This window comes from Mesorhizobium sp. M0030 (genome assembly GCF_040323695.1).
Lineage (GTDB): Bacteria > Pseudomonadota > Alphaproteobacteria > Rhizobiales > Rhizobiaceae > Mesorhizobium.
On the sequence record NZ_JAMYVE010000010.1, the window covers coordinates 164,050 to 187,201 of the forward strand.

Here is a 23,152-nt window from a genome sequence, read left to right on the forward strand (position 1 = left end):
CATGGCAGCTTCATTTGATCTCAACAACGACGGCGTGGTCGTGATCATCGGCTCCGGCGCCGGCGGCGGCACGCTCGGCAACGAACTCGCCCAGAAAGGCGTCGATGTCGTCATCCTCGAGGCCGGCGCGCGTCACGAATACGAGGATTTCATCAATGACGAGTGGGGTTCCTTCAGCCAACTCGCCTGGACGGACAAGCGCACGACGTCCGGCGACTGGCGGGTGTCGAAGGATTTTCCGAATTTGCCGGCCTGGATAGTCAAATCGGTCGGCGGCTCGACCACGCACTGGGCCGGCGCCTCGCTGCGCTTCCAGGAGCATGAGTTCAAGACGCTCTCGACCTACGGCAAGCTGGAAGGCGCCAACCTGCTGGACTGGCCGGTCACATTGGCCGAGATGGAGCCTTACTACGCCAAGGCGGAAGCCAAGATGGGCGTCACCGGCACCAATGGCTGGCCGCGGCTGCCCGGCAACAACAATTTCAAGGTGCTCAAGGCCGGCGCCGACAAGCTCGGCTACAAGGAATGTCGTACCGGCAACATGGCAATCAATTCGGTCGAGCGTGATGACCGGAACTCCTGCCAACAGACCGGCTTCTGCTTCCAGGGCTGCAAATGGGGCGCCAAATGGTCGACGCTCTATACCGAGATCCCCAAGGGCGAGGCCTCCGGCCATCTCGAAGTCCGGCCGAATGCCATGGCGATCAAGATCAACCATGACGCTAGCGGAAAAGTGACCGGCGTCGTCTATGCCGACAAGGACGGCAAGCTGCAGGAGCAGAAGGCCCGCATCGTTGCCGTCGCCGGCAACTCGATTGAAAGCCCGCGCCTGCTGCTGAACTCCGAGTCAGCGAAGTTTCCGCAAGGGCTTGCCAATTCGTCGGGGCAGGTCGGCAAGAACTACATGCGCCACACCACCGGTTCGGTCTACGCCATTTTCGACCAACCGGTGCGAATGTATCGCGGCACCACCATGGCCGGCATTATCCGCGACGAGGCGCGGCACGATCCCTCACGCGGCTTTGTCGGCGGCTATGAATTCGAGACGCTGTCGCTCGGCTTGCCCTTCATGGCCGCCTTCCTCAATCCCGGCGGCTGGGGCCGTTCCTTCACCACCGCGCTCGACCACTATGATCACATGGCTGGCCTGTGGATCGTCGGCGAGGACATGCCGCGCGCGGAAAACCGCGTCACGCTGCACAAGGACGAGAAGGACGCGCACGGCATGCCGATCGCCGACGTGCATTTCGATGATCATCCCAACGACACGGCGATGCGCAATCATGCCTACAAGCAGGCCACAGCGCTTTACGATGCGGTCGGCGCGACGCGCTCCTTCCCGACGCCGCCCTATCCCTCAACCCACAATCTCGGCACCAACCGGATGAGCGAAAAGGCGGAAGACGGCGTCGTCAACAAGCACGGCCAGGCGCACGACATCAAAAACCTGTTCGTGTCGGACGGCAGCCAGTTCACCACCGGCGCGGCTGAAAATCCGACGCTGACGATCGTGTCGCTGGCTATCCGCCAGGCCGAATACATCGCTTCGCAAATGTCGGCCAAGACGATCTGAGCCGTCCTCCCGGATCGCTACGCGGAACGCGCATGGCGCGTTCCGCCCTTTTCCCTAGGACACTATGCGCCGACCGGCTGTCCGTCCTTGCGGCGGATGGCGACGACGGACGGCCGCGGCAATTGGCCATCCCTGAAGTCGGGCCACAGCGTCTGCGCCTTGTCGAGCGTCTCTGCATCTTCCGCAGGGTGCTGCACCGACAGGAACAAAGTCGAGCCGTCCGGCGTGAAGCACGGGCCGGTCGCTTCGGCGCCGTGCGGGCAGGTGAACAGCAGCTTCGGCAGGCCGCGCGCCGCACCTTCGGTGTCGACGCCATAGACGCCGTCCGGCAGGTCGAAATCATTGGCGCCGTCCGTCGCCACCCACAGCCGCCCGGCCGGATCGAAGGTGATGTTGTCGGGGCAGACGAACCAGCCATTGTCCGACGTATCCGGATGGAAGGTGGCGCCGACCTTGGCATCCCTGGGATTGCCGCAGAGCACGAACAGGTCCCAGGCATAGTTTTCGGCCGTGTGGTCGGCGTCCGCGCCGCGGCCGCCGGGCGGGATCAGTTCGACAATATGGCCCCAGAGATTTTCCGGCCGCGTGTTGGCCGGATTGACCTTTGACTGGTCGCGCTTCTTGTTCTTGGTCATCACCGCATAGACGCGGCCGGTCACCGGATTGGTCTCGATGTCCTCGGGCCGGTCCATCGGCGTGGCGCCGAGCGCATCTGCCGCAAACCGCGTCTTCAACAGCACCTCGGCCTGGTCGGCAAAACCGTTCTCGACGGTAAGCTTGCCCTGGCCGTGCACCAACGGCAGCCACGTCATCGAGCCATCGGCATCGAAGCGGGCGACCGACAGCACGCCATCGTCGAGCAGATCGGCGCCGGAGGCCGGGTTGGCCTTGTCATAGGCCTTGGCCGAGACGAAGCGGTACATATATTCGAAATAGTCGTCGTCACCCATATAGACGACAACGCGGCCGTCCTTGTTGAGGACCACGGTCGAGGCCTCATGCGACATGCGGCCAAGTGCCGTGCGCTTCACCGGCCTGGACTGAGGATCGTAAGGGTCGATCTCGACCACCCAGTCGAAGCGGTTGGCCTCGTTCGGTTCCTTGTCGAGGTTGAAGCGGTCATGGAAGCGGCCGCGGCCATAGATGTCGGAGCCGTCGAAGCCGTAACGGTCGAGCAGGTCGGCAGTCGGCGCCTTTTTCGGGTCGCCGCCGAAAATGTCGGACACGCCTTCCTCGCAGGTCAGCACCGTACCCCAGGGGGTGAAACCGCCGCTGCAATTATAGCTGGTGCCGAGCACTTTCGTGCCAGTCGGGTCGGCCGAAGTTTTCATCAGCGCATGGCCGGCAACCGGTCCGGAAACGGTCATTTCGGTGTTGGCGGTGATGCGGCGGTTGAGCGGGCTGTCCGCCACGCTTGCCCACTTGCCGTCCTTCAATTGCACCTCGACGATCGAATGGCCCATCGCGGCCATGCCGAGATCGACCTGTTCCCTGGTCATCGTCTTGCCGGCATCGCCCTCGGTCATCCCCGGAAACATCACATTGGGCGAGATGTATTCGTTGTTGACGCAGAGCAGGCCATGATCGGAATTCACCGTGCCCTTGGGCAGCGGCATGAAGGCGATGTAGTCGCAATTGTAGCCGAAGCGCTTTTCCTGTTCCTCCGCCGCGACCTTGTTGCCGTCGAATTCGGCGAGGCCGGCTGCAAGCGGGTCGCCCCAGCGCGCGACGATGGTCGTCTCATAGCCTTCGGCGGCGGCATGGGTCTTGCCGTAGACCCGTTTCAGCTCGGGAAAGCCGAGCGTCGACTGCGCTGTGGCGGCATGCGTTTCGCCGGCAAACAAGGAGCCGACAAAGCTGCCGCCGGCAATCAGCGCGCCGGAGGCGAGGCTGCCTTTCAAAAGAGACCGGCGCGAGACGCGCTCGGCAATGATTTCGCGGATGACGGGGGAGGATGAAGACGGTGTATTGGCCATGGTGTCTGCCTCTCAGGGTGGATGTTACGGCGCACCGTTGCCCTAGTCTGCTTAGGCAACATTCACATGACATAAGAGGAAGGTTTTGCCGCAACTGGGCGCGGCACTACGCATCGCTCAGCCCTTGGTGCAGGTCGAGGCGGTGAAGGCGCCGTCGGGCTGCTTCAGAATGATGTCGAATGACGGGGCGGTCTCGCCGTCCAGTGTTGCCTGTGTCGTGGAGACGGAGTTGCCACCGGTGGTATAGCCGCCCAGCGGCCCGAGCCAGGTGATCTCGCCATTGGCGTTCATCTGATAGTTGTAGCCTTGCAGCGCCGTTCCGAACGTCACCGGGCCGGTATAGACATTGCCCTTGATAGTGATGTCGCCGAGGTTGAGGAAGGCGCCGAGCAAATAGACCTCGCAATGATAGGTGCCGTCAGGAAGTTTGCCCTCGCTGAAATCGGCGCGCGCGGCGCCGCTCGTTGCCATCAGCAGCAGGATGCAGGAAATGCGTGAGATGCGAGATGTCATGACGTCTCTCTTTTGAAGGGCGAGCTTGCCCTATTTTTGCGCGGTGCCGCAACATTGTTCGCCCGGAACCCACGGCCGGAGATCAAAAACTAGGCATTTGTCTCAATTGGGCGAAAATTAGGCAAAAGTGGTGTGCGCTGCGCAAATTTGCCTCAATCAATTTTTACCGGCTGCCTTTTTGTTTCTCCAGGCTAATATACCAACCGGCTGATAACGCTCGGCTATTCCATCTTTGTGAGCGGCGCCTTCGCGTTTGGCACGGCAGTTGCTTTGCATTGTCGCGGTGCAATCAAACAGCTTGGGAGTCTTCGGTATGAGGGGTAATTTCTCCACAATAACAAAAATGTTTTCGGCGGGCGTGATCGCCGCCGGCCTGTCGATGTCGTCTCCGGCCAAGGCCGCCGAAGACACGATCAAGGTCGGCATTCTGCATTCGCTATCGGGGACCATGGCGATTTCGGAGACGACGCTGAAAGACGCCATGCTGATGCTCATCGAAGAGCAGAATGCCAAGGGCGGTCTGCTCGGCAAGAAGCTCGAGGCGGTCGTTGTCGATCCGGCCTCCAACTGGCCGCTCTTTGCCGAAAAGGCGCGCGAGCTGATCTCGAAGGACAAGGTCGCCGCCGTGTTCGGCTGCTGGACCTCGGTGTCGCGCAAATCGGTGTTGCCGGTGTTCTCGGAACTCGACAACATCCTGTTCTACCCCGTCCAGTATGAGGGCGAGGAAAGCGAGCGCAACGTGTTCTACACCGGCGCCGCCCCGAACCAGCAGGCGATTCCTGCCGTCGATTATCTCATGAGCGAGGACGGTGGCTCGGTGAAGCGCTGGGTGCTGGAAGGCACCGACTACGTCTATCCCCGAACCACCAACAAAATCCTCGAGGCCTATCTGAAGGCCAAGGGCGTCGCCGCCGAAGACATCATGGTCAACTACACGCCGTTCGGCTTCTCCGACTGGCAGACCGAAGTCTCCGAAATCAAGAAATTCGGCTCGGCCGGCAAGAAGACCGCCGTCGTCTCGACCGTCAATGGCGACGCCAACGTTCCGTTCTACAAGGAACTCGGCAACCAAGGCATCAAGGCCGAGGACATCCCGGTCATGGCCTTTTCGGTCGGTGAGGAAGAACTGGCCGGTCTCGATACCGCGCCGCTGGTCGGCCATCTCGCTGCCTGGAACTATTTCGAGAGCGTCGACACACCCGAAAACAAGAAGTTCATCGCCGACTGGCACAAGTTCATCAAGAATGACAAGCGCACCACCAACGACCCGATGGAAGCTCACTATATCGGCTTCAACATGTGGGTGAAGGCGGTCGAAAAGGCCGGCACCACCGATCCCGACAAGGTCATCGACGCCATGGTCGGCGTGTCCGTGCCGAACCTCACCGGCGGCTATTCGACCATGATGCCGAACCATCACATCACCAAGCCGGTGCTGATCGGCGAGATCCAGGCCGACGGCCAGTTCGAGACCGTGTCGCAGACGCCCGGCCTCGTGATGGGCGACGAATGGTCCGACTATCTGCCCGATTCCAAGGACCTGATTTCGGATTGGCGCGCGCCTCTGTCCTGCGGCAACTTCAACGTTGCCACCGGCAAATGCGGCGGCAAGGGCACGAACTGATCCCTCCCGGGACCGACCGATCGTGGACGCGTCCACGATCGGTACCGCCAAGCGTCCGGGCGCTTCAGCCCGCCCGGACGCGGAATTTCCCCACAGAAGAGTATCTGAACGGATGATCCTGTTGCGCACTCTCGGCCTCATGCTGGTGTTCCTGGTGGCAAGCCTATTGCCGTCGAACGCAGCCGAAGCCGATCTGCGCGCCATCGTCGCCAAATTCGCCACGGGCACGGGCTTTGCCGCCACTGAGGCCGTCGTGCGCGAACTTGCCGCCACCGGCGATCCGCTGGTCGAGCGCCCGCTTGCAGCGCTCGCCGAAGGCAACCTTTACATCCGTAAAGCCGATTCAGCCGTCTTCGTCGGCAGTGAGGCCGCCGACAGCGTCACGCTGCTCGACCCGCTGAGTGGCGAGAAAGCCGGCGACGCCCCCAAGGCCGACATCACGAAGATCAAGGTCAACAACACGCTGCGTCGTGTCATCCGAGATGCGCTGGGAACGCTGACGTTGCGCGCGAAAGATCCTTCTGTCCGCATCGCCGCCGCCGACACCATGTTCAAGACCCCCGATGCCGCCAATATCGAGCCGCTCGATGCAGCCATCGCCGCCGAGACCGACGCCAAGGTCAAGGCATTGTTCGAACAGGCGCGCGCGGCATCGGTGCTGGTCTCCGACAAGCCGGAGGCCGACAAGCTTGCCGCCATTGCCCTGATCGGCGCGCGCGGCGACCGCGACGCGGTCTCGCTGCTCACCGCGGTCGAGGCCAATGCGCAAGGCGCGGTCAAGGATGCCGCGACGGCGGCAATCGCCAGCATCAATTCGAGCCTGGCGCTGTGGGATGCCGGCCAGAACATATGGTACGGCATCTCGCTTGGCTCGGTGCTGCTGCTGGCCGCCATCGGCCTCGCCATCACCTTCGGCGTCATGGGCGTCATCAACATGGCGCATGGCGAGATGGTGATGCTCGGCGCCTACACCACCTTCGTCGTCCAGCAGGTGATCCGAACCTCATTCCCCGGCCTGTTCGACTGGTCGCTGGTGATCGCGCTGCCGCTCGCCTTCCTGGTTGCCGCTTCCGTCGGCCTGATCATCGAGCGCGGCGTCATCCGTTTCCTCTACGGCCGGCCGCTGGAAACGCTGCTCGCAACCTGGGGCGTCTCGCTTGTCCTGCAGCAGGCGGTGCGCTCGATCTTCGGACCGACCAACCAGGAGGTCGGCAACCCCTCCTGGATGTCGGGATCGTTCGATGTCGGCCAACTCGCCGTCACCTGGAACCGCCTCTGGATCCTGGTCTTCGCGCTCACCGTCTTCGGCGTGCTGCTCTTTGTTATGAAGCGCACGCCCTGGGGCCTTCAGATGCGCGCCGTCACCGCCAACCGCCGCATGGCCGCCTCGATGGGCATCAGGACGCCTTGGGTCGATGCGCTGACCTTTGCGCTCGGCTCCGGCATTGCCGGCATTGCCGGCGTCGCGCTCAGCCAGATCGACAATGTCTCGCCCAATCTCGGCCGCGGCTACATCATCGACAGCTTCATGGTCGTGGTCTTCGGCGGCGTCGGCAATCTCTGGGGCACGCTGGTCGGCGCCTTGTCGCTCGGCATCGTCAACAAGGTTCTCGAACCCTATGCTGGCGCGGTGCTCGGCAAGATCGTCGTGCTGGTGCTGATCATCCTGTTCATCCAGAAGCGCCCGCGCGGCCTGTTCGCGCTCAAGGGCAGGGCGGTGGAAACATGATCACGGGACGCTTCTTCGCCGCGGGTGCCGACCGTCGCATCGCCATCACTATTTTCATCCTGCTGACGGCCGCCATTATCGTGCCGCTGCTCAACCTCGCAGTGTCGCCGCAAAGCGCGTTCTATATTCCGTCCTACATCGTCGCGTTGACGGGCAAGTACCTCTGCTATGCATTGCTTGCCTTGGCGCTCGATCTCGTCTGGGGCTATTGCGGCATCCTCTCGCTCGGCCATGGCGCCTTCTTCGCCCTCGGCGGCTATGCGATGGGCATGTACCTCATGCGCCAGATCGGCTCGCGCGGCGTTTACGGCAATCCGATCCTGCCCGATTTCATGGTGTTCCTGAACTACAAGGAATTGCCCTGGTTCTGGACCGGTTTCGACCACTTCTGGTTCGCCGCCATCATGGTGCTGGCGGTGCCCGGCCTGCTCGCCTTCGTCTTCGGCTGGTTCGCCTTCCGCAGCCGCGTCACCGGCGTCTATCTCTCCATCATCACCCAGGCGATGACCTACGCGCTGCTGCTCGCCTTCTTCCGCAACGACATGGGTTTCGGCGGCAACAACGGCTTGACCGATTTCAAGGATATTCTGGGCTTCAACGTGCAGGCCGACGCCACCCGCTCCGCCCTGTTTGCCGCCAGCGCCATCATACTCGCGCTCGCCGTCTTCATCACCTGGGCGATCGTCGGCTCCAAATACGGCAAGCTGCTGATGGCGGTGCGCGACGCCGAGAGCCGCACCCGCTTCCTCGGCTGGCGGGCGGAGAACGTGAAGCTGTTTGCCTTTACCGTCTCGGCTGTCATGGCCGGCATCGCCGGCGCGCTCTATGTGCCCCAGGTAGGCATCATCAATCCCGGCGAATTCGAGCCGTCCAATTCCATCGAAGTCGTGATCTGGGCAGCCGTCGGTGGGCGCGGCACCATTGTCGGCCCGATCGTCGGTGCGCTGCTCGTCAATGCCGGCAAATCCTGGTTCACCGGCCTGCTGCCGGAATTCTGGCTGTTTGCGCTCGGCGGCCTGTTCGTTGCCGTAACCCTGTTCCTGCCCAAGGGCATCGTCGGCATGTGGGATTCCTGGCGCGGTAACGCTCGGGCGATGCGGGCTGCAGCGATTGCAGAGGAAGCGGGCACAGACCCTGATGTCCCGCCGCCACCGAAGATCGTGCGCAGCGCGGCAACAACGCCCGGTGCCTGGTCCGCGTCCGGGCCTGAACCGCAGCCGGCGGAATAGAACGATGTCGAAGTCCAACACCATCCTCTATCTCGACGGCGTCTCGGTCTCCTTCGACGGCTTTCGCGCCATCAACAATCTGTCGCTGGTGCTCGACAAGGGCGAGATGCGCGCCATCATCGGTCCCAACGGCGCCGGCAAGACGACGATGATGGACATCGTCACCGGCAAGACCCGGCCCGACGAGGGCGAAGTGTTCTTCGACGGCCAGGTCGACCTGACCCGGCACGACGAGGCGGAGATCGCCATGATGGGCATCGGCCGCAAATTCCAGAAGCCGACCGTCTTCGAAAGCCACAGCGTCGAAGACAATCTGATGCTGGCGCTGAAAGGCCCGCGCTCGATCTTTCCGGCGCTGTTCCATCGCCGCTCGGCCGCCGAAGCCAGACAGATCGACGACATCCTCGGCATCATCCGGCTGGGCGACAAGCGCCACGATCTGGCAGCCAATCTCAGCCATGGCCAGAAACAGTGGCTGGAGATCGGCATGCTGCTGGCGCAGGACCCGAAGCTGCTTTTGGTTGACGAGCCGGTCGCAGGGATGACCGATGCCGAGACCGAGGAAACCGCGGGGCTGCTCAAGGACATAGCGCGCGAGCATTCGGTCATCGTCGTCGAGCACGACATGCATTTCGTGCGCGAACTCGGCGTCAAGGTCACCTGCCTGCATGAGGGCTCGGTGCTGTCGGAAGGCTCGCTCGATTTCGTCTCGGCCGACGAGCGGGTCGTCGAAGTTTATCTCGGGAGATGAGCATGGTCTGGCGGGTGCAATTCCATCGCTTCGACTTTTCGTTCCTCCGCTTCTGGAGAAGGCGCTGACATGCTCGAAGTTTCCAACGCCACGCTCCATTACGGCGCTGCTCAGGCGCTGCGCGGTGTGTCGCTGACGGCGGGTGCCGGCAAGATCACCTGCGTGCTCGGCCGCAACGGCGTCGGCAAGACCAGTTTGATGAGATCGATCGTCGGCCACCACCGGCTGACGAGCGGAAGCGTTGCCTTCGAGGGGAAGGCGCTCGACCGGAGCGCGGCGTATGATCGCGCCCGGTCGGGCATCGCATTCGTACCGCAGGGCAGGGAGATCTTTCCGCTGCTGACGGTGCGCGAAAATCTGGAGTCCGGCTTTGCGCCCTTGAAGCGCGCCGACCGCAACGTGCCGGCGCATGTCTTCGAACTGTTTCCGGTGCTGAAGCAGATGCTGGGGCGCCGCGGCGGCGATCTCTCAGGCGGCCAGCAGCAGCAGCTCGCCATCGGCCGGGCGCTCGTCATGCGGCCGAAACTGCTGGTGCTCGACGAGCCGACCGAAGGCATCCAGCCCTCGATCATCAAGGACATCGGCCGCGCCATCCGCTATCTGCGCGACCAGGCCGGTATCGCCGTTCTGCTGGTCGAGCAATATCTGGATTTCTGCCGCGAGCTCGCCGACGAGGTCAACATCATGGACCGCGGCCAGATCGTCCACACCGGCCCGGCCGAAGATCTCGACCGGGCGGACGTCAGGAAGTTTCTGACGGTTTAACGCAGGTCGACGGCTGCACGGATCGTACACGTCGAAGATTGGCTGAAATGCCCACAATCACTTCGTCATTCTAGGGCGGAGCCAAGGAGCGGAGCGACGCGCGCAGACCCTAGAATCCATGCCGCGACATCAGCCAAAGAGTGCCGCGATGCAGAACAAGATCGCTTCTGCGGCACATTGGCATTCCACATTCTGCACCGTTAATGACGCTTCTTCGTCCCGGCATGGATCCCTGGGTCTTCGCTCCGCTTCGCGTCGCTACGCCCAAGGATGATGAAGTCGCGAAGGTCCGCACCCGTTGCGTCGGACTTTCGTCCGAGGCCGCCACACTCTGGCACGCCGAATACTGCATGCTAGTCTTTCCTAGGCCTCGGTGAGTTGGCCGCTTCCGTATCAGTCTGGTTCTGTAGCAGATCGAGGGAATATGCTGGCTCAGCCTGCAAGTTCCACGCAAGCAAGCCACCCTAGCTTCCCTCGCAGTTCTGATTGTCGGTCAATGCGTTCAGATAATCTTGCCAGGAGAATAGGGCTATGGAACGGTTCGTCGAGGACCACCAGAAACGACGGCTGACAGAGCGTGTCGACATCATCACCGCCATCAACATTCTGCGCTCGCAAGGCTACCAGCAGGATGAGCTGATCGGCGAAATCACCAAGGTTTTCTACGTCGACCTCGACACTTACAACGAGATCGTCATAGCGGCCTAAAAGCGCGTCGCGCCTGAACGGCCTCATGCGACGCGCTTTGGGGTGTTGTTTTACGTGTGGTGAGGTTCAGGCCGGCTGAATATCAGCCCAGCCTACCCGGCGCGCCGGAAGGCGAGCACACGGTTGCGGCCGCCGCGCTTGGCGCCGTAAAGCGCCTTGTCGGCGGCGCTGAGCACCTTGTCGAATTTGGTGCCGCCCTCGCTGCCGAAGGCGTAGCCGGCGCTGACGGTGCAGGACAGCAGGCGGGTCTCGGTATCGATCCGGCGCATGGCAAAACTGGCCCGGATCCGCTCGGCTATGAATTCCACCTTTTCAGGCAAGGTGCGATCGAGCACCAATGCAAATTCCTCTCCGCCCATGCGCGCGGCGACATCGCCCGGCTGGAGATTGGCGGTCAAATCCTTGGCGAACAGTTTCAGCACCTCGTCGCCGGTGGCATGGCCGAACTCGTCATTTATGGCCTTGAAGCCGTCGAGGTCGAACACGATCACGGCGGTGAAGGACCGGACCGGTGTTTTGCCGTGCAGGTCGAACAAAGCGCGCCGGTTGAGCAGTCCGGTCAGCGGATCGGTCAGCGCTTCGCGGCGATGATGCTGCGCCAGGCGTCCCTGGTTAAGCGCCAGCGAGAGCGCGCCGATGCCGGTCATGCAGGCGATGACGACGATGAGGCTGAAATCCTCGGCCCAGTTGCTCGGCGCATGGCCAAGCACCAGCCTGCCATCCCAGACAAGTGCACCGGAGCACAGCACGAAGGAAATTGCGGTGGCGGTGTAGAGCCCTGCAATGCCGAGGATCGGGGCCGGGAATTCCGTACGACCCTTCCAGTATTCATAGGCCGTCGCAAACAAAAGCAGCGCGGCGAAGGCATTCTCCAGCATGAAGCCCAGCCCGTCATAGCCAAGCGCCATCGGCGGCAAGGCGACTGCCAGCGAGACGCCGGCGCCGACAGCGATGCGCGGCAATGGCGAGCGGCCGGTCGTGAACTGATGGGCCGCGCCCAGCATGGTCGCGAAGCCGAGCAGCAGGAACGTGAAGCTGGCGAGGCCGAGCAGGCGTCCGGGCGCGTCGATATAGGCCTGGTAGGCGAAGACGTCGGCGACGATCAGAAGCACGCTGACCGCCCAGGTCAGCAGGAATTTTTCCGAGCGCGCGGTAAGCCAGATGCCGAACAGCGTCAGGCCGAGGCAAGCGGCGGAAAACCCAACAGCCAACAGAAGGGAACTGTAGTCGAGCGACATGCCCTCGTCCTTGCGCGCGGCGGCCGGCCTCTAGAAAGGACCCGCACCGGATTTATGCAGGATGGAGGTATCGATAAGGTTACGATGCGCATAAGCTATCACGCTTCGGTTGATCGTAGCAATTCTGGGTTGAAACCCTTTTCAAGGGAAAGCGCTACCCGGTTTTCCGGGAAAACCGGTCCGCACTTTTCCTGGAATTGCTCCTAATGCATGTCGCCCAGAAGTGTGCCGCGGTTCTGGGACAACGGCATGCATCAAAGACTTAAATCGCGTCGTATGAATCCGTTTCAGCGCGACGCGCTTTAACCGATCAGCTCACCCGCTTCATCAGCGCCATGGCGCCGAACGGCGCGCGCACCTTGCCCTCGGTGATGAAATAGACGAACACATCGCGCGGTTTCACCGGCGCGTCGAAAGTCGGATCGGCGCGCCGCAGATCGGCCGGCTGCTTGCCTTGCGCCCAGGTCTTCACCCGCGCTGCCCATTCGTCCAGGCCATTCGGCGTATAGCAATCCGGATTGTCGTCGCTGCCGGTCTGCAGCCGCGCATAGATAAAATCGCCGGTGATGTCGGCGATACCAGGATATTTGGCATGGTCGGCATAGACGATTGCCGCCTTGTATTTGCGCGCCAGGCCCACAAATTCCGGCACGCTGAAACTGTCGTTGCGCACTTCCAGCGCATGGCGCAGCGCCACGCCATCCTGCTTTTCCGGCAGCAGCTTCAGGAAGGCCTCGAAATCGTCGGCGTCGAACTTTTTCGTCGGCGCGAACTGCCACAGGATCGGGCCCAGCTTGTCGCCCAGCGCGGCAATGCCGGAGCCGAGGAAGCGCGTCATGGACTCGCCGGCTTCGCCAAGCACGCGGCGGTTGGTGACGAAGCGATTGCCCTTCAGCGAATAGACGAAACCGTCCGGCGCCTCGCCCGCCCATTTGACGAAGGTCGGCTCCTTGAAGCTGGAATAGTAGGTGCCGTTGACCTCGATGCTCGGTACCTGGCGGGTGGCGTAACTCAGCTGTTTGGCCTTGGAAAGCTTGTCCGGGTAGAAGGACGTATCCCAGGGTTCGAAAGTCCAGCCGCCCATCCCGGCGCGGATTGTTCCTTGGCTGATCATCGTCTTCCTCCCAGTTCTAAAAATGCGGTCAGGCTATTTTTCCAACCGGTTTGATCATGTCGACCACGGTCCATCCGGGACGGTGGGGATTGGCTCGGCGGCCCGTTTCGTCGAAGCCATAGGCCGTATAGATCTCGATGTTCCGCTCCATGCGCGAATTGGTGTAGAGCCGCACCTCCGGCACACCCCATAGCCGCGCCTGTTCCTGGGCGAAGTCGAGCAGCGCGGTGCCGAGTTTCCTGCCCTGGAAAGCGGGGGAGACCGCGACGCTGAAGATCATCGCATGATCGGGATGGCGCTCAATAACGATCAGCCCGGCGAGTTCCGCGCCGCTCTCCAAGAGCCAGACCTCGCCACGCTCGATGCGTGGCGCATAGTCCTCGGTGACTGGGAGCGGCGGCGCGCCTAACAGGGGCGTGTAGTGCTCATAGGCGGTCTGCGTCAGCGAGACGACTGCGTCGAGATCACCGGCAAGCGCCTGTCGGACTGTCATTCAAAGCTCTCCAGGCGCCCGACCGGTCTGTCAGTTACTCCGCCGCTTCGCGCTTGCCTCCGGGCCGCCGATCCAAAAGCTCCTTCAGGAACTGGCCGGTGTAGCTGCGCTTTTCGCGCACGATGGCTTCCGGTGTGCCCTGTGCCACCAGTTCGCCACCGCCATCGCCGCCCTCGGGGCCGAGGTCGAGCACCCAGTCGGCGGTCTTGATGACTTCGAGATTGTGCTCGATGACCACCACCGTGTTGCCCTGGTCGACCAGTTCGTGAAGCACTTCCAGCAACTTGGCGACGTCGTGGAAGTGCAGGCCGGTGGTCGGCTCGTCGAGGATGTAGAGCGTCTTGCCGGTCGCCTTGCGCGACAATTCCTTGGCGAGCTTGATGCGCTGCGCCTCGCCGCCCGACAGCGTCGTCGCCTGCTGGCCGATATGGATGTAGCCGAGGCCGACCTGCTTCAGCGTCTCCAGCTTGTCGCGCACCCCGGGCACGGCGGCAAAGAAATCGACGCCTTCCTCGACCGTCATGTCCAGGACGTCCGCGATCGACTTGCCCTTGAACACGACATCCAGCGTCTCGCGGTTGTAGCGCTTGCCGTGGCAGACGTCGCACGTGACGTAGACGTCGGGCAGGAAGTGCATCTCGATCTTGATGACGCCGTCGCCCTGGCAGGCCTCGCAGCGGCCGCCCTTCACGTTGAAGGAGAAGCGGCCCGGCTGATAGCCGCGGGCCTTGGCCTCGGGCAACCCGGCAAACCAGTCGCGGATCGGTGTGAAGGCGCCGGTGTAGGTGGCCGGGTTCGAACGCGGTGTGCGGCCGATCGGCGACTGGTCGATGTCGATGACCTTGTCGAGGAATTCGAGGCCCTCGATGCGGTCGTGATCGGCCGGATGCTCGCGCGAGCCCATGATGCGGCGCGACGCCGCCTTGAACAGCGTCTCGATCAGGAAGGTCGATTTGCCGCCGCCAGACACGCCGGTGACGGCGGTAAAAGTGCCGAGCGGGATTTCGGCAGTGACGTTCTTGAGATTGTTGCCGCGCGCGCCGACGATCTTCAGCCGGCGGTTTTTCTTGGCCTCGCGCCTGACACCGGGCGTGGCGACTTCGAGCGCGCCCGACAGATATTTACCGGTGATCGAGTTGGGATTGGCCATCACCTGCTGAGGCGTGCCCTGGGCGATGATCTCGCCGCCATGAATGCCGGCGGCCGGACCCATGTCTACGACATAATCGGCATGCAGGATGGCGTCCTCGTCATGCTCGACGACGATCACCGTGTTGCCGATGTCGCGCAGATGCTTGAGCGTGTCGAGCAGGCGGGCATTGTCGCGCTGGTGCAGGCCGATCGACGGCTCGTCCAGCACATAGAGCACGCCGGTGAGGCCGGAGCCGATTTGCGACGCCAGCCTTATGCGCTGGCTCTCGCCGCCCGACAGCGTGCCGGAATTGCGCGACAGCGTCAGATAGTCGAGGCCGACATCGTTGAGGAAGCGCAGGCGGTCACGGATTTCCTTGAGAACGCGCACCGCGATCTCGTTCTGCTGGTCGTTGAGATGTGGCGGCAGTTCGGTGAACCACTGGTCGGCCTTGCGGATCGACAGCTCTGTGACTTCGCCGATATGCTTGCCGGCGATCTTCACCGCCAGCGCTTCCGGCTTCAGCCGGTATCCCTTGCAGACCGGGCAGGGCGTCGCCGACATGAAGCGCTCGATCTCCTCGCGCATCCAGGCGGATTCGGTTTCCTTCCACCGCCGTTCGAGATTGGGAATGACGCCCTCGAACGTCTTGGTGGTCTTGTAGGAGCGCAGGCCGTCATCATATTGGAAGGTGACCTCGCGCTCGCCGGTGCCGCGCAGGACGGCTTCCTTGGCCTCTTCGGTCAGGTCTTTGAACTTGTCGCCGAGCTTGAAGCCGTATGCCTTGCCCAGCGCTTCCAGCGTCTGCGCATAATAGGGCGAGGTCGATTTCGCCCACGGGCTGACGGCGCCGTCGCGCAGCGAGACGTTTTCGTCCGGCACGATCAGGCTGGCGTCGATGGCGCGCTGGTTGCCGAGGCCGTCGCAGGTCGGGCAGGCGCCGAACGGGTTGTTGAACGAGAACAGCCTGGGCTCGATCTCCGGAATGGTGAAGCCGGAAACCGGGCAGGCGAATTTTTCCGAGAACAGGATGCGCTCATGCGTCTCGTTCTTCGATTTGTTGACCGAGTCCTCGCCGGTCTGGCTGGCGTCGAGCGGCCGGTCGGCGAACTCGGCCACCGCCAGCCCTTCCGCCAGCTTGAGCGCCGTTTCGATGGAATCGGCAAGCCGTGTCGCCAGGTCGCCGCGCACGACGATGCGGTCGACGACAACATCGATGTCGTGCTTGTACTTCTTGTCCAACGCCGGCACATCGGCGATCTCATAGAAGACGCCGTCGACCTTGACGCGCTGAAAGCCCTTCTTCTGCAGCTCCAGCAGTTCCTTGCGATACTCACCCTTGCGGCCGCGCACGATCGGCGCCAGCAGGAAAAGGCGCGTGCCTTCCTCGACCGCCAGCACCCGGTCGACCATCTGTGAAACCGTCTGGCTCTCGATCGGCAGGCCGGTCGCCGGCGAATAGGGGATGCCGACGCGCGCGAACAGCAAGCGCATGTAGTCGTAGATCTCGGTGACGGTGCCGACCGTCGAACGCGGGTTCTTCGACGTGGTCTTCTGCTCGATCGAGATGGCCGGCGACAGGCCGTCGATCTGGTCGACATCCGGCTTCTGCATCATTTCGAGGAACTGGCGCGCATAAGCCGACAGGCTCTCGACGTAACGGCGCTGGCCCTCGGCATAGATGGTGTCGAAAGCAAGCGACGATTTGCCGGAGCCCGACAGGCCGGTCATGACGATCAGGCTGTCACGCGGCAGGTCGAGATCGACATTCTTTAGGTTGTGTTCGCGTGCCCCGCGAATGGAAAGGTATTTATGGTCGGCCATCGCCGGTCGCCGCCTCAGGTCTGGTGTCAGTGGGATCGGCGGGTTTTCCCGGCCATTCCCTATGTAGGTATTTTTGCCGCCACGTCGAGAGACGCCACACTTCTCGACCAAAGCCGTTTAACCGTCTTTCGCGCGAACGGGCAAGCGGAAAGAACAAAGACCGAACACGCTCCTGACAAAGCTGTGCAGAAACTGACAAGGGTGTTTCAGAAACTGACCCTAACGTAAGCTCCCGACGATCACATTTTCCGTAACCGGCTATTCAAGGTTGACGCCGTCGAATCAGGGGCGCACTCTGCCGGAGTCAACGGAGCCGGCCGTCTTTGATGGCCTCGCCGCCCATAGCGGCCTGCGAGACGCCGCAGGTTTTTGCGATTTGTGCTTCGGATTGACACCTGTCGCAACGGACATAGGAGCGGAGCATGACGCCACCGGATAGTCCCTTGAGGCTCCACCTGCTAGTGGAGCCGCGGCGGGCATAAGTGCCAGGTAGTTTCGAGGCATTGAAGTGTATGTGTCCAAATGGACGCATCGCGACAATCCAACAAACCACCCGACAAACCGTGACCTGCCGAATCCCACAAAAATCAGAGACGGCTAGTCGGATCGTCGGCTGAACGCCGCGAAGCATCCGAAATCAAAGTCGGTATAACACTACCGGCAGTTTGGATTTGGAATCCAAAAAAAGCCCCGACCGTTAGCGGAAGCAACGGCGGGGCTGTTCTTTTGCGAGGAAGTCGTCGGCGCAGGCTTTCTCTCCCGTATAGTAGCTGGGAGAAGGGGCTACCGGCGCGGCGGCTTGATCCCACCCGTGCCGACATCGACAGTGATGCTGCCGGAAATCCTGACATCGGTGCCGCCGATCTTGAACGTGCCGTTCTCGCCGGCAGACAGCGCGTCGTCCGGCTCCGGCTGCGGCGCGGGCTTGGCGATGCGGTAGTCGCCGGTCACGCCGGGCAGGGCGCCTTTCCGCGACGTGCTGGTGCTGCCCCCGGCAAAGGCCATGCTCGATGTCGCCGCCGTGATGGCAATGGCTATGGTCAGTCTGTTCAGGTGGTAGCGCATGGCAAGACTATAGTGCCGCGCTCAAGGCGAGGCCAGACCAGCAGCGTTGCAATTGAGGGAACACCGGCCTGAATTCAATCCGCCGATCAGGCCGCTGCCTGCTTGCGGGTGTCGAAGACGTGGTCGACCAGGCCCCAGTCCTTGGCTTCCTTCGCGGTCATGAAGAAATCGCGGTCAAGCGTGCGTTCGACCTCTTCGTGGGTGCGGCCGCAATGGTGAGCGTAGAGGTCGGCCATGTGCCGCTTGGTGCGCAAAATGCCTTCGGCGTGACGCTGGATGTCGGAGGCCTGGCCCTGGAAGCCGCCCAAAGGCTGATGCAGCACGATGCTGGCATTGGGCAGCGCGATGCGCCGCCCCGGCGTTCCCGCCATCAGCAGGAACGAGGCCATCGACGCGGCAAAGCCCATGCACACGGTCGACACCGGGCAGCTGACATATTGCATCGTGTCGTAGATGGCGAAGCCGCTGGTAACCACGCCGCCCGGCGAGTTGATGTAAAGCGAGATCTCCTTGTCGGGGTTTTCGGATTCCAGCGACAGGAGCTGGGCGCAGACCAGCGCCGACATGCCGTCATTGATCTCGCCATTGACGAAGATGATGCGCTCGCGCAGCAGCCGCGAGAAAATGTCGAAGGCGCGTTCGCCGCGGCTCGATTGCTCGATCACCATCGGCACCAGATTGGCAAAGCCGCTCATCTCATTGTCTCCGTTTTGATTTTTCCGGTTCAGGCAGCGCGCAGCAACAGGCGCGGCGCGTTGGCGGCGACTGGCGGCTTGGGCTTATATGCGTGCAGCGAGAGCCGGCAGCCGGCGCCGGCCATCGCAACCGCAGGCGTCAGGACAAACCCGTCATGGACGATGCGGAGATGCGTGCCGCCGGAAACGGTGCGGGCGAGTGTGAAGGTGACGATGCTCTCCAGCTCCTCGCGGTCGGCGTCGCCGGAACGCTCGCGCCAGGAATAGCGCAGCAGGCGCCCCGGTTCGGCATCGAGCACTTCGCACTCGATCGGCTTCTCAGGCCCGGCAAAGGCAAAGCGGCTGCCGGTTTCCGGCTTGATGTCGTTCGGCATCATCCATTCCGCCAAGAGATCCGGCACGGTCAGTGCCCGCCACACTTTTTCCGGTGCGTCCGGCAGATCGCATTCGAAGGCGAGGGCATCCTTGGCGGTCTGCGTCTGCTTTTCGTCGGTCATTGGTCCATGTCCTTCAAAACGGCCTTCAGTCTTTCGATGCGCTCCGGCCAGAATGCGCGGTAGCGTTCGATCCAGCCGAGCAGCGGCTCGAGCCCTTGCGGATCGGCGCGGTAGTAGGCGTTGCGGCCGGCACGTCTTTCGCTGACCAGGCCTGCGCCGCGCAGCACGGCAAGGTGCTGCGACACCGCCGGCTGCGACACGCTCATGCCGGTGCGCAACTCCGAAACGCTCATCTCGCCGGAAGTCAGCCGCTCATAGACGGCGCGTCGCGTCGGGTCGGCCAGGGCGCGAAAAATCTCTGCTTCGATCATGGCAAAAGCATAAGTCGATACTTATCGATTTGGCAAGGGGTGTTTTGAATGCCCCGTATTGATTGGATCCTGCCGGGCCTCTAATCCATGGGGAACAAGATGGGCCGCTCATGGCGAGGCAGGAGTAGTATTTATGAATTCCAACGTCGATCTTTCGTCCGCCGAGAACCTCAACGAGGCTCTGAGGCTCTATCGCCGCCTCGTCCTCGGTATAGGCGCCATCGCCGTCATCGGTTTCGTGGCCGTGATCTTGTTGGCCAAGCTGGGTACGGCGCTATCGCCGCCATACGGGATTTACATCTTCGGCGAAGGATTGGGGACCTGGGGCCTGATCGCGGTGGTAGCGGCGCTCGTCGCTCAGGTGTGGTGGCACGGGCGCGCGATCGGGAAATTGCTGAATGACCCGGCTCTGAAATCTGAACCTGCAGTCGGGCTGATGTCGGCGCCAACCGTGATCGCACAGCGCGCCCATGCCATGGGCATGGAGTGGAGCGGCTTTTTCGGTCCGTTGCGACCAGCGAAAAATCGGCGCTGACGACACCGCTTCTCGCCGCTGCGTGTCAGCTAAATCCACGCGCCCGCGTCGGCGATTGCTGCCATTCCTTGACAATCCGTGGTTAACAGTATAGGAACGAAAAGGGAACAAAAACCTTGTGGGAAAAGCCAGCCGCGGCAAGCCAGGATTGTGCGCGGCCTGTAAGGTGAACGACTTGAAATTTGTTTCGGATGAGCACGGAGAAGTGTCATGGCGGGTAGCGTCAACAAGGTCATTCTGGTCGGCAACCTCGGCGCGGACCCTGAAATCCGCCGCCTGAATTCCGGTGATCCGGTCGTCAACATCCGCATCGCCACGTCGGAAAGCTGGCGCGACAAGAACTCCGGCGAGCGCAAGGAAAAGACCGAATGGCACAACGTGGTCATTTTCAATGACCAGATCGCCAAGGTCGCCGAGCAGTACCTGAAGAAGGGCATGAAGGTTTACGTCGAAGGCCAGCTACAGACACGCAAATGGCAAGACCAGACCGGCGCCGACAAGTACACGACCGAAGTCGTGCTGCAGAAATTCCGCGGCGAGCTGCAGATGCTCGATTCTCGCGGCGAGGGCGGCGGTCAGGTCGGCAACTATGCCGGCGGCGGCGGCGCGAGCCGTGGCTCGGATTTCGGCCAGTCTGGCCCCAATGAGAGCTTCAACCGCGGCGGCAACAGCGGTGGCGGCGGTTCCAAGGGCGGCGGTGGCGGCGGCTCGTCGCGCGAACTGGACGACGAAATCCCGTTCTGAGCTGACGATAGTCGGCGATATCTGAGGAGAGGGTGCGGTGTCGCTCGGACCGCTTCTATCGGCGCGCCCTCCCATTCCATGGCACGCCTTCGCGGCCCTTGCCGCGCTGGCCGTTGGCGCTACGCAACTGGCGCTGCCGAAAGGCACGACGCGTCATCGTGTCGTCGGCTATGCCTGGGCGGCGCTGATGCTGGTCGTCGCCGTCTCCAGTTTCTGGATCCAGCAGATACGCCTCGTCGGTCCGTTCAGCCCGATCCATCTCTTGTCGATTTTAGTGTTGATCGCCGTGCCGCTTGCGGTCTGGCACGCGCATATGCATCGGGTCGCCAAACATCGCAGGGTCATGATATCGCTGTATGTTTTCGCCCTGATCGGCGCCGGCGTGTTCACGCTGCTGCCGGGGCGGATCATGCACACGGTCGTCTTCGGCCAGTGACGCTTTCTGAAAGGAAGATTGCCGTGAAAGCCCGGATCAAATGGGTCGAGGAGCGCACCTTCGTCGGCGAGTCCGGCAGCGGCCACAAGGTTGTGCTGGGAACCGCCTCCGGGCCGGAAGGCAAGACGCCGGGTCCGAGCCCGATGGAACTGGTGCTGATCGGCACCGGCGGCTGCTCGGCCTATGATGTCGTTCACATCCTCGAAAAAGGCCGCGAGGCGATCGAGGACTGTGTTGTCGAACTCGACGCCGACCGGGCCGAAACCGACCCGAAAGTCTTCACCCGCATCCACATGCATTTCATCGTCACGGGCCACGCGCTGTCGCGCGACAAGGTCCAGCGCGCCATCAACCTGTCGATCGAGAAATACTGCTCGGCCTCGGCCATGCTGGCCAAGACGGCTGTCATCACCCACGATTTTAAGGTCGTCGATACGGCGGTGGAGTAGGGAGCAGGGAGCAGGGAGCAGGGAGCAGGGAGCAGGGGCTGCCGTTTACCCCGCCATCAGCGCCTTGATGCCATCCGCGACGAACTGAACCGCAAGCGCGGCCAGGATGACGCCGAGCAGGCGGGTCAGGATCGAGCGGCCGGTCTGGCCGAGGATGCGGTCGATGCGCTCCGACAGCACGAACACCAGATAGGTGATGGCAAGGCAGACGAAGATGATGCCGACCAGCGCCGCTTGTGCTGCAAAACCCTGAAACGAGCCCGACAGTAGCACGGTCGCCGAAATCGCACCGGGGCCGGCGATCAGCGGGATCGCCAGCGGGAAGGCCGCGATGTTGTGGATCATGTCCTTGGTGATGGCGACGTCGCCGATCTTCTCCTTGCGGTCCTGGCGGCGCTCGAACACCATTTCGAACGCGATGAAGAACAGCAAAAACCCGCCGGCGACGCGGAAAGCCGGCAGCGTGATGCCGAACACCGACAGGATGGACGCCCCGGCCACCGCAAACAGCGCCATCACCAGGAAGCCGATGATCGAGGCGCGCACTGAAACCTGCTGACGTTCCTCGCGGTTCATGCCGCGTGTCACCGCGAGGAAGAGCGGCGCGAGACCTGGCGGGTCGATGGTCACCAGAATGGTGACGAAGGCGTTGAACAGGCTGTCGAAACTCGGCATCGCTGACCCCTCCCGCCGGGCCGGACCCCTGCGCCACGATAGTGGTAGAGCAAAGCCTGCCCGGTGGGAACCGTCTGAGATGCCGATACCGGAGACGCCGGCTATGTTAGGCGGCAGCGTTGCAATAGGCCTCCAGGCGATAGCCGTCGGGATCGACGATGAAGGCAGCGTAATAGTCCTCGCCATAGTCGGCGCGCAGGCCCGGCGCGCCATTGTCGCTGCCGCCTGCACGCAAGGCGGCGGCATGGAAGGCGACGACACTCTGCCTCGTCGGCGCGCTAAAGCAGAAATGCAGACCGAACTTCTCGTCCGATGGCACTGGCCGCTCCGCGTCGTTCACCCACAGCGCGACGGCTTGCGCACCATAACCCAGTGAGCCTGGCGACTGGCCGAGGCAAGAATAACCGAGCGGCTTTAGCGCGGCATCGTAGAAGGGCTTCGAAACGTTGGTGTCGCGGACGCCGATCGAGACATGGTCAAGCATGTTTTTTCACCTTTTTTGCAATATGTTGCGTCATCAGTCCTGGGCGACGCGGCGCGCCAGGAACTCGACTTCGAGACGCCATGTCTTGCCATCGTCGTGCGAACGCTCGCCGAGCCAGCGGAAGCTGTCCTTGGTGATGCGCGAAAAGCTCCAGCGGACCGAGGAACCAGTGCCGTCGGCGCCGACCTGCACAATCGTGTCGCCTTCGGCGCGACCAAGCTGGCGGCTGTAGTATTGGTTGCGCGGGTCGCTCCAGAAGATGTGCCAGGCATCCGAGCCGGGATCATAGGCCCGCAGCGTTGTGCCATAGAAAGTCCATTTGCCGAGAGAAGGCGAGGGGCCGGCATCCCGCGCGGGCAGGATCCATACATCCTGGATCGCCCTGCCTTCCAGGACCCAGCCGAAATGCACCTCGCCGCCTCCGGTGAGAACCGTGCCGTCCTCGAGATGGCGCGTGGCATCGAATGTCCAGGCGCCGACGAAGCGGCCGTAGAGATCAAGCTTTTCAGCCAGGCCGGGGTTGGGACCGTCGCTGTGGAGCGCTTCGGCAAAGGAGGATGTACCGATCATACTTGCTGCCTTCGTTATGTCA

Annotated in this window: 24 protein-coding genes; 11 read left to right on the forward strand and 13 right to left on the reverse strand. The window is 62.5% G+C overall.

The features are described 5' to 3' along the window. Position 1 precedes the first annotated feature (1 nt). Positions 2 to 1,573, forward strand: coding sequence for a GMC family oxidoreductase (locus NKJ80_RS20655; protein ID WP_352498222.1), 1,572 nt, complete (start codon positions 2 to 4; stop codon positions 1,571 to 1,573). 62 nt (positions 1,574 to 1,635) lie between these two features. On the opposite strand, the gene NKJ80_RS20660 is transcribed toward NKJ80_RS20655, so the two are convergent. After that, complete coding sequence (locus NKJ80_RS20660) at positions 1,636 to 3,549, reverse strand: PhoX family protein (protein WP_352498223.1); 1,914 nt, start codon at positions 3,547 to 3,549, stop codon at positions 1,636 to 1,638. 117 nt (positions 3,550 to 3,666) lie between these two features. Beyond that, a complete protein-coding gene (locus tag NKJ80_RS20665) occupies positions 3,667 to 4,062 on the reverse strand; it encodes a hypothetical protein (RefSeq protein WP_352498224.1) in 396 nt (131 codons plus the stop codon). A 313-nt stretch (positions 4,063 to 4,375) separates the two neighbouring features. Here NKJ80_RS20665 and urtA point away from each other — a divergent pair, with 313 nt between their 5' ends. The 6 genes from urtA (at position 4,376) to NKJ80_RS20695 (ending at position 10,868) form a co-directional block, all read left to right on the forward strand. Then, entirely contained in the window at positions 4,376 to 5,686 is a 1,311-nt protein-coding gene (urtA, locus tag NKJ80_RS20670; RefSeq protein ID WP_352498225.1) for an urea ABC transporter substrate-binding protein, read from the forward strand. A 112-nt stretch (positions 5,687 to 5,798) separates the two neighbouring features. Next, positions 5,799 to 7,415, forward strand: coding sequence for an urea ABC transporter permease subunit UrtB (urtB, locus tag NKJ80_RS20675; RefSeq protein WP_352498226.1), 1,617 nt, complete (start codon positions 5,799 to 5,801; stop codon positions 7,413 to 7,415). After that, positions 7,412 to 8,644: an urea ABC transporter permease subunit UrtC gene (gene urtC / locus NKJ80_RS20680; protein WP_352498227.1), complete on the forward strand. Its 1,233-nt coding sequence runs from the start codon at positions 7,412 to 7,414 to the stop codon at positions 8,642 to 8,644. Before urtB ends, urtC begins: the two co-directional genes overlap by 4 nt. A gap of 4 nt (positions 8,645 to 8,648) precedes the next feature. Continuing rightward, positions 8,649 to 9,395, forward strand: coding sequence for an urea ABC transporter ATP-binding protein UrtD (gene urtD, locus NKJ80_RS20685; protein WP_352498228.1), 747 nt, complete (start codon positions 8,649 to 8,651; stop codon positions 9,393 to 9,395). Positions 9,396 to 9,464: 69 nt separating this feature from the next. Then, positions 9,465 to 10,160: an urea ABC transporter ATP-binding subunit UrtE gene (gene urtE / locus NKJ80_RS20690; RefSeq protein WP_023688639.1), complete on the forward strand. Its 696-nt coding sequence runs from the start codon at positions 9,465 to 9,467 to the stop codon at positions 10,158 to 10,160. Positions 10,161 to 10,691: 531 nt separating this feature from the next. Further along, the gene (locus NKJ80_RS20695) at positions 10,692 to 10,868 is read left to right on the forward strand and encodes a hypothetical protein (protein ID WP_023670936.1); all 177 of its coding nucleotides are present in this window, start codon (positions 10,692 to 10,694) and stop codon (positions 10,866 to 10,868) included. A gap of 92 nt (positions 10,869 to 10,960) precedes the next feature. Here the strand turns inward: NKJ80_RS20695 and NKJ80_RS20700 are convergent, their stop codons facing one another. The 8 genes from NKJ80_RS20700 to NKJ80_RS20735 all read right to left on the reverse strand — a co-directional run bounded on the left by NKJ80_RS20700 (position 10,961) and on the right by NKJ80_RS20735 (position 19,237). Next, entirely contained in the window at positions 10,961 to 12,106 is a 1,146-nt protein-coding gene (locus tag NKJ80_RS20700; RefSeq protein ID WP_023670937.1) for a GGDEF domain-containing protein, read from the reverse strand. 310 nt (positions 12,107 to 12,416) lie between these two features. Next, complete coding sequence (locus NKJ80_RS20705; RefSeq protein WP_023693383.1) at positions 12,417 to 13,220, reverse strand: DUF72 domain-containing protein; 804 nt, start codon at positions 13,218 to 13,220, stop codon at positions 12,417 to 12,419. Between the two features lie 28 nt (positions 13,221 to 13,248). After that, positions 13,249 to 13,713 (reverse strand): GNAT family N-acetyltransferase, encoded by a 465-nt coding sequence (locus NKJ80_RS20710; RefSeq protein ID WP_352498229.1) that lies wholly within the window; start codon positions 13,711 to 13,713, stop codon positions 13,249 to 13,251. A 34-nt stretch (positions 13,714 to 13,747) separates the two neighbouring features. Next, positions 13,748 to 16,669 carry an excinuclease ABC subunit UvrA gene (gene uvrA / locus NKJ80_RS20715; protein WP_352498230.1) on the reverse strand — a complete coding sequence of 974 codons (2,922 nt, stop codon included), beginning with the start codon at positions 16,667 to 16,669 and terminating at the stop codon, positions 13,748 to 13,750. Between the two features lie 783 nt (positions 16,670 to 17,452). Beyond that, positions 17,453 to 17,674, reverse strand: a complete 222-nt coding sequence (locus NKJ80_RS20720; protein WP_156932470.1) for a hypothetical protein — start codon at positions 17,672 to 17,674, stop codon at positions 17,453 to 17,455. A gap of 146 nt (positions 17,675 to 17,820) precedes the next feature. Beyond that, positions 17,821 to 18,429 (reverse strand): ATP-dependent Clp protease proteolytic subunit, encoded by a 609-nt coding sequence (locus NKJ80_RS20725; protein ID WP_352498231.1) that lies wholly within the window; start codon positions 18,427 to 18,429, stop codon positions 17,821 to 17,823. Between the two features lie 29 nt (positions 18,430 to 18,458). Further along, positions 18,459 to 18,926 (reverse strand): SRPBCC family protein, encoded by a 468-nt coding sequence (locus NKJ80_RS20730; protein WP_023688634.1) that lies wholly within the window; start codon positions 18,924 to 18,926, stop codon positions 18,459 to 18,461. Then, on the reverse strand, positions 18,923 to 19,237 hold the full coding sequence (locus NKJ80_RS20735) for an ArsR/SmtB family transcription factor (protein WP_023670944.1): 315 nt from the start codon (positions 19,235 to 19,237) through the stop codon (positions 18,923 to 18,925). The genes NKJ80_RS20730 and NKJ80_RS20735 overlap by 4 nt, the downstream gene beginning before the upstream one ends. 133 nt (positions 19,238 to 19,370) lie before the next feature. Between NKJ80_RS20735 and NKJ80_RS20740 the strand changes: the two genes are divergently transcribed. The 4 genes from NKJ80_RS20740 to NKJ80_RS20755 all read left to right on the forward strand — a co-directional run bounded on the left by NKJ80_RS20740 (position 19,371) and on the right by NKJ80_RS20755 (position 21,401). Continuing rightward, on the forward strand, positions 19,371 to 19,772 hold the full coding sequence (locus NKJ80_RS20740; protein ID WP_023834137.1) for a hypothetical protein: 402 nt from the start codon (positions 19,371 to 19,373) through the stop codon (positions 19,770 to 19,772). A 210-nt stretch (positions 19,773 to 19,982) separates the two neighbouring features. Continuing rightward, on the forward strand, positions 19,983 to 20,516 hold the full coding sequence (gene ssb, locus NKJ80_RS20745) for a single-stranded DNA-binding protein (protein WP_023670946.1): 534 nt from the start codon (positions 19,983 to 19,985) through the stop codon (positions 20,514 to 20,516). Between the two features lie 37 nt (positions 20,517 to 20,553). Beyond that, a complete protein-coding gene (locus tag NKJ80_RS20750) occupies positions 20,554 to 20,952 on the forward strand; it encodes a DUF2306 domain-containing protein (protein WP_023834136.1) in 399 nt (132 codons plus the stop codon). Between the two features lie 23 nt (positions 20,953 to 20,975). Next, positions 20,976 to 21,401 carry an OsmC family protein gene (locus tag NKJ80_RS20755; RefSeq protein ID WP_023684635.1) on the forward strand — a complete coding sequence of 142 codons (426 nt, stop codon included), beginning with the start codon at positions 20,976 to 20,978 and terminating at the stop codon, positions 21,399 to 21,401. Positions 21,402 to 21,446: 45 nt separating this feature from the next. Here the strand turns inward: NKJ80_RS20755 and NKJ80_RS20760 are convergent, their stop codons facing one another. The 3 genes from NKJ80_RS20760 to NKJ80_RS20770 all read right to left on the reverse strand — a co-directional run bounded on the left by NKJ80_RS20760 (position 21,447) and on the right by NKJ80_RS20770 (position 23,130). Beyond that, positions 21,447 to 22,076: a MarC family protein gene (locus tag NKJ80_RS20760; RefSeq protein WP_023670949.1), complete on the reverse strand. Its 630-nt coding sequence runs from the start codon at positions 22,074 to 22,076 to the stop codon at positions 21,447 to 21,449. A gap of 106 nt (positions 22,077 to 22,182) precedes the next feature. Next, on the reverse strand, positions 22,183 to 22,560 hold the full coding sequence (locus tag NKJ80_RS20765) for a VOC family protein (protein ID WP_023700788.1): 378 nt from the start codon (positions 22,558 to 22,560) through the stop codon (positions 22,183 to 22,185). 33 nt (positions 22,561 to 22,593) lie between these two features. Further along, a complete protein-coding gene (locus NKJ80_RS20770; RefSeq protein ID WP_352498232.1) occupies positions 22,594 to 23,130 on the reverse strand; it encodes a hypothetical protein in 537 nt (178 codons plus the stop codon). Positions 23,131 to 23,152 lie beyond the last annotated feature (22 nt).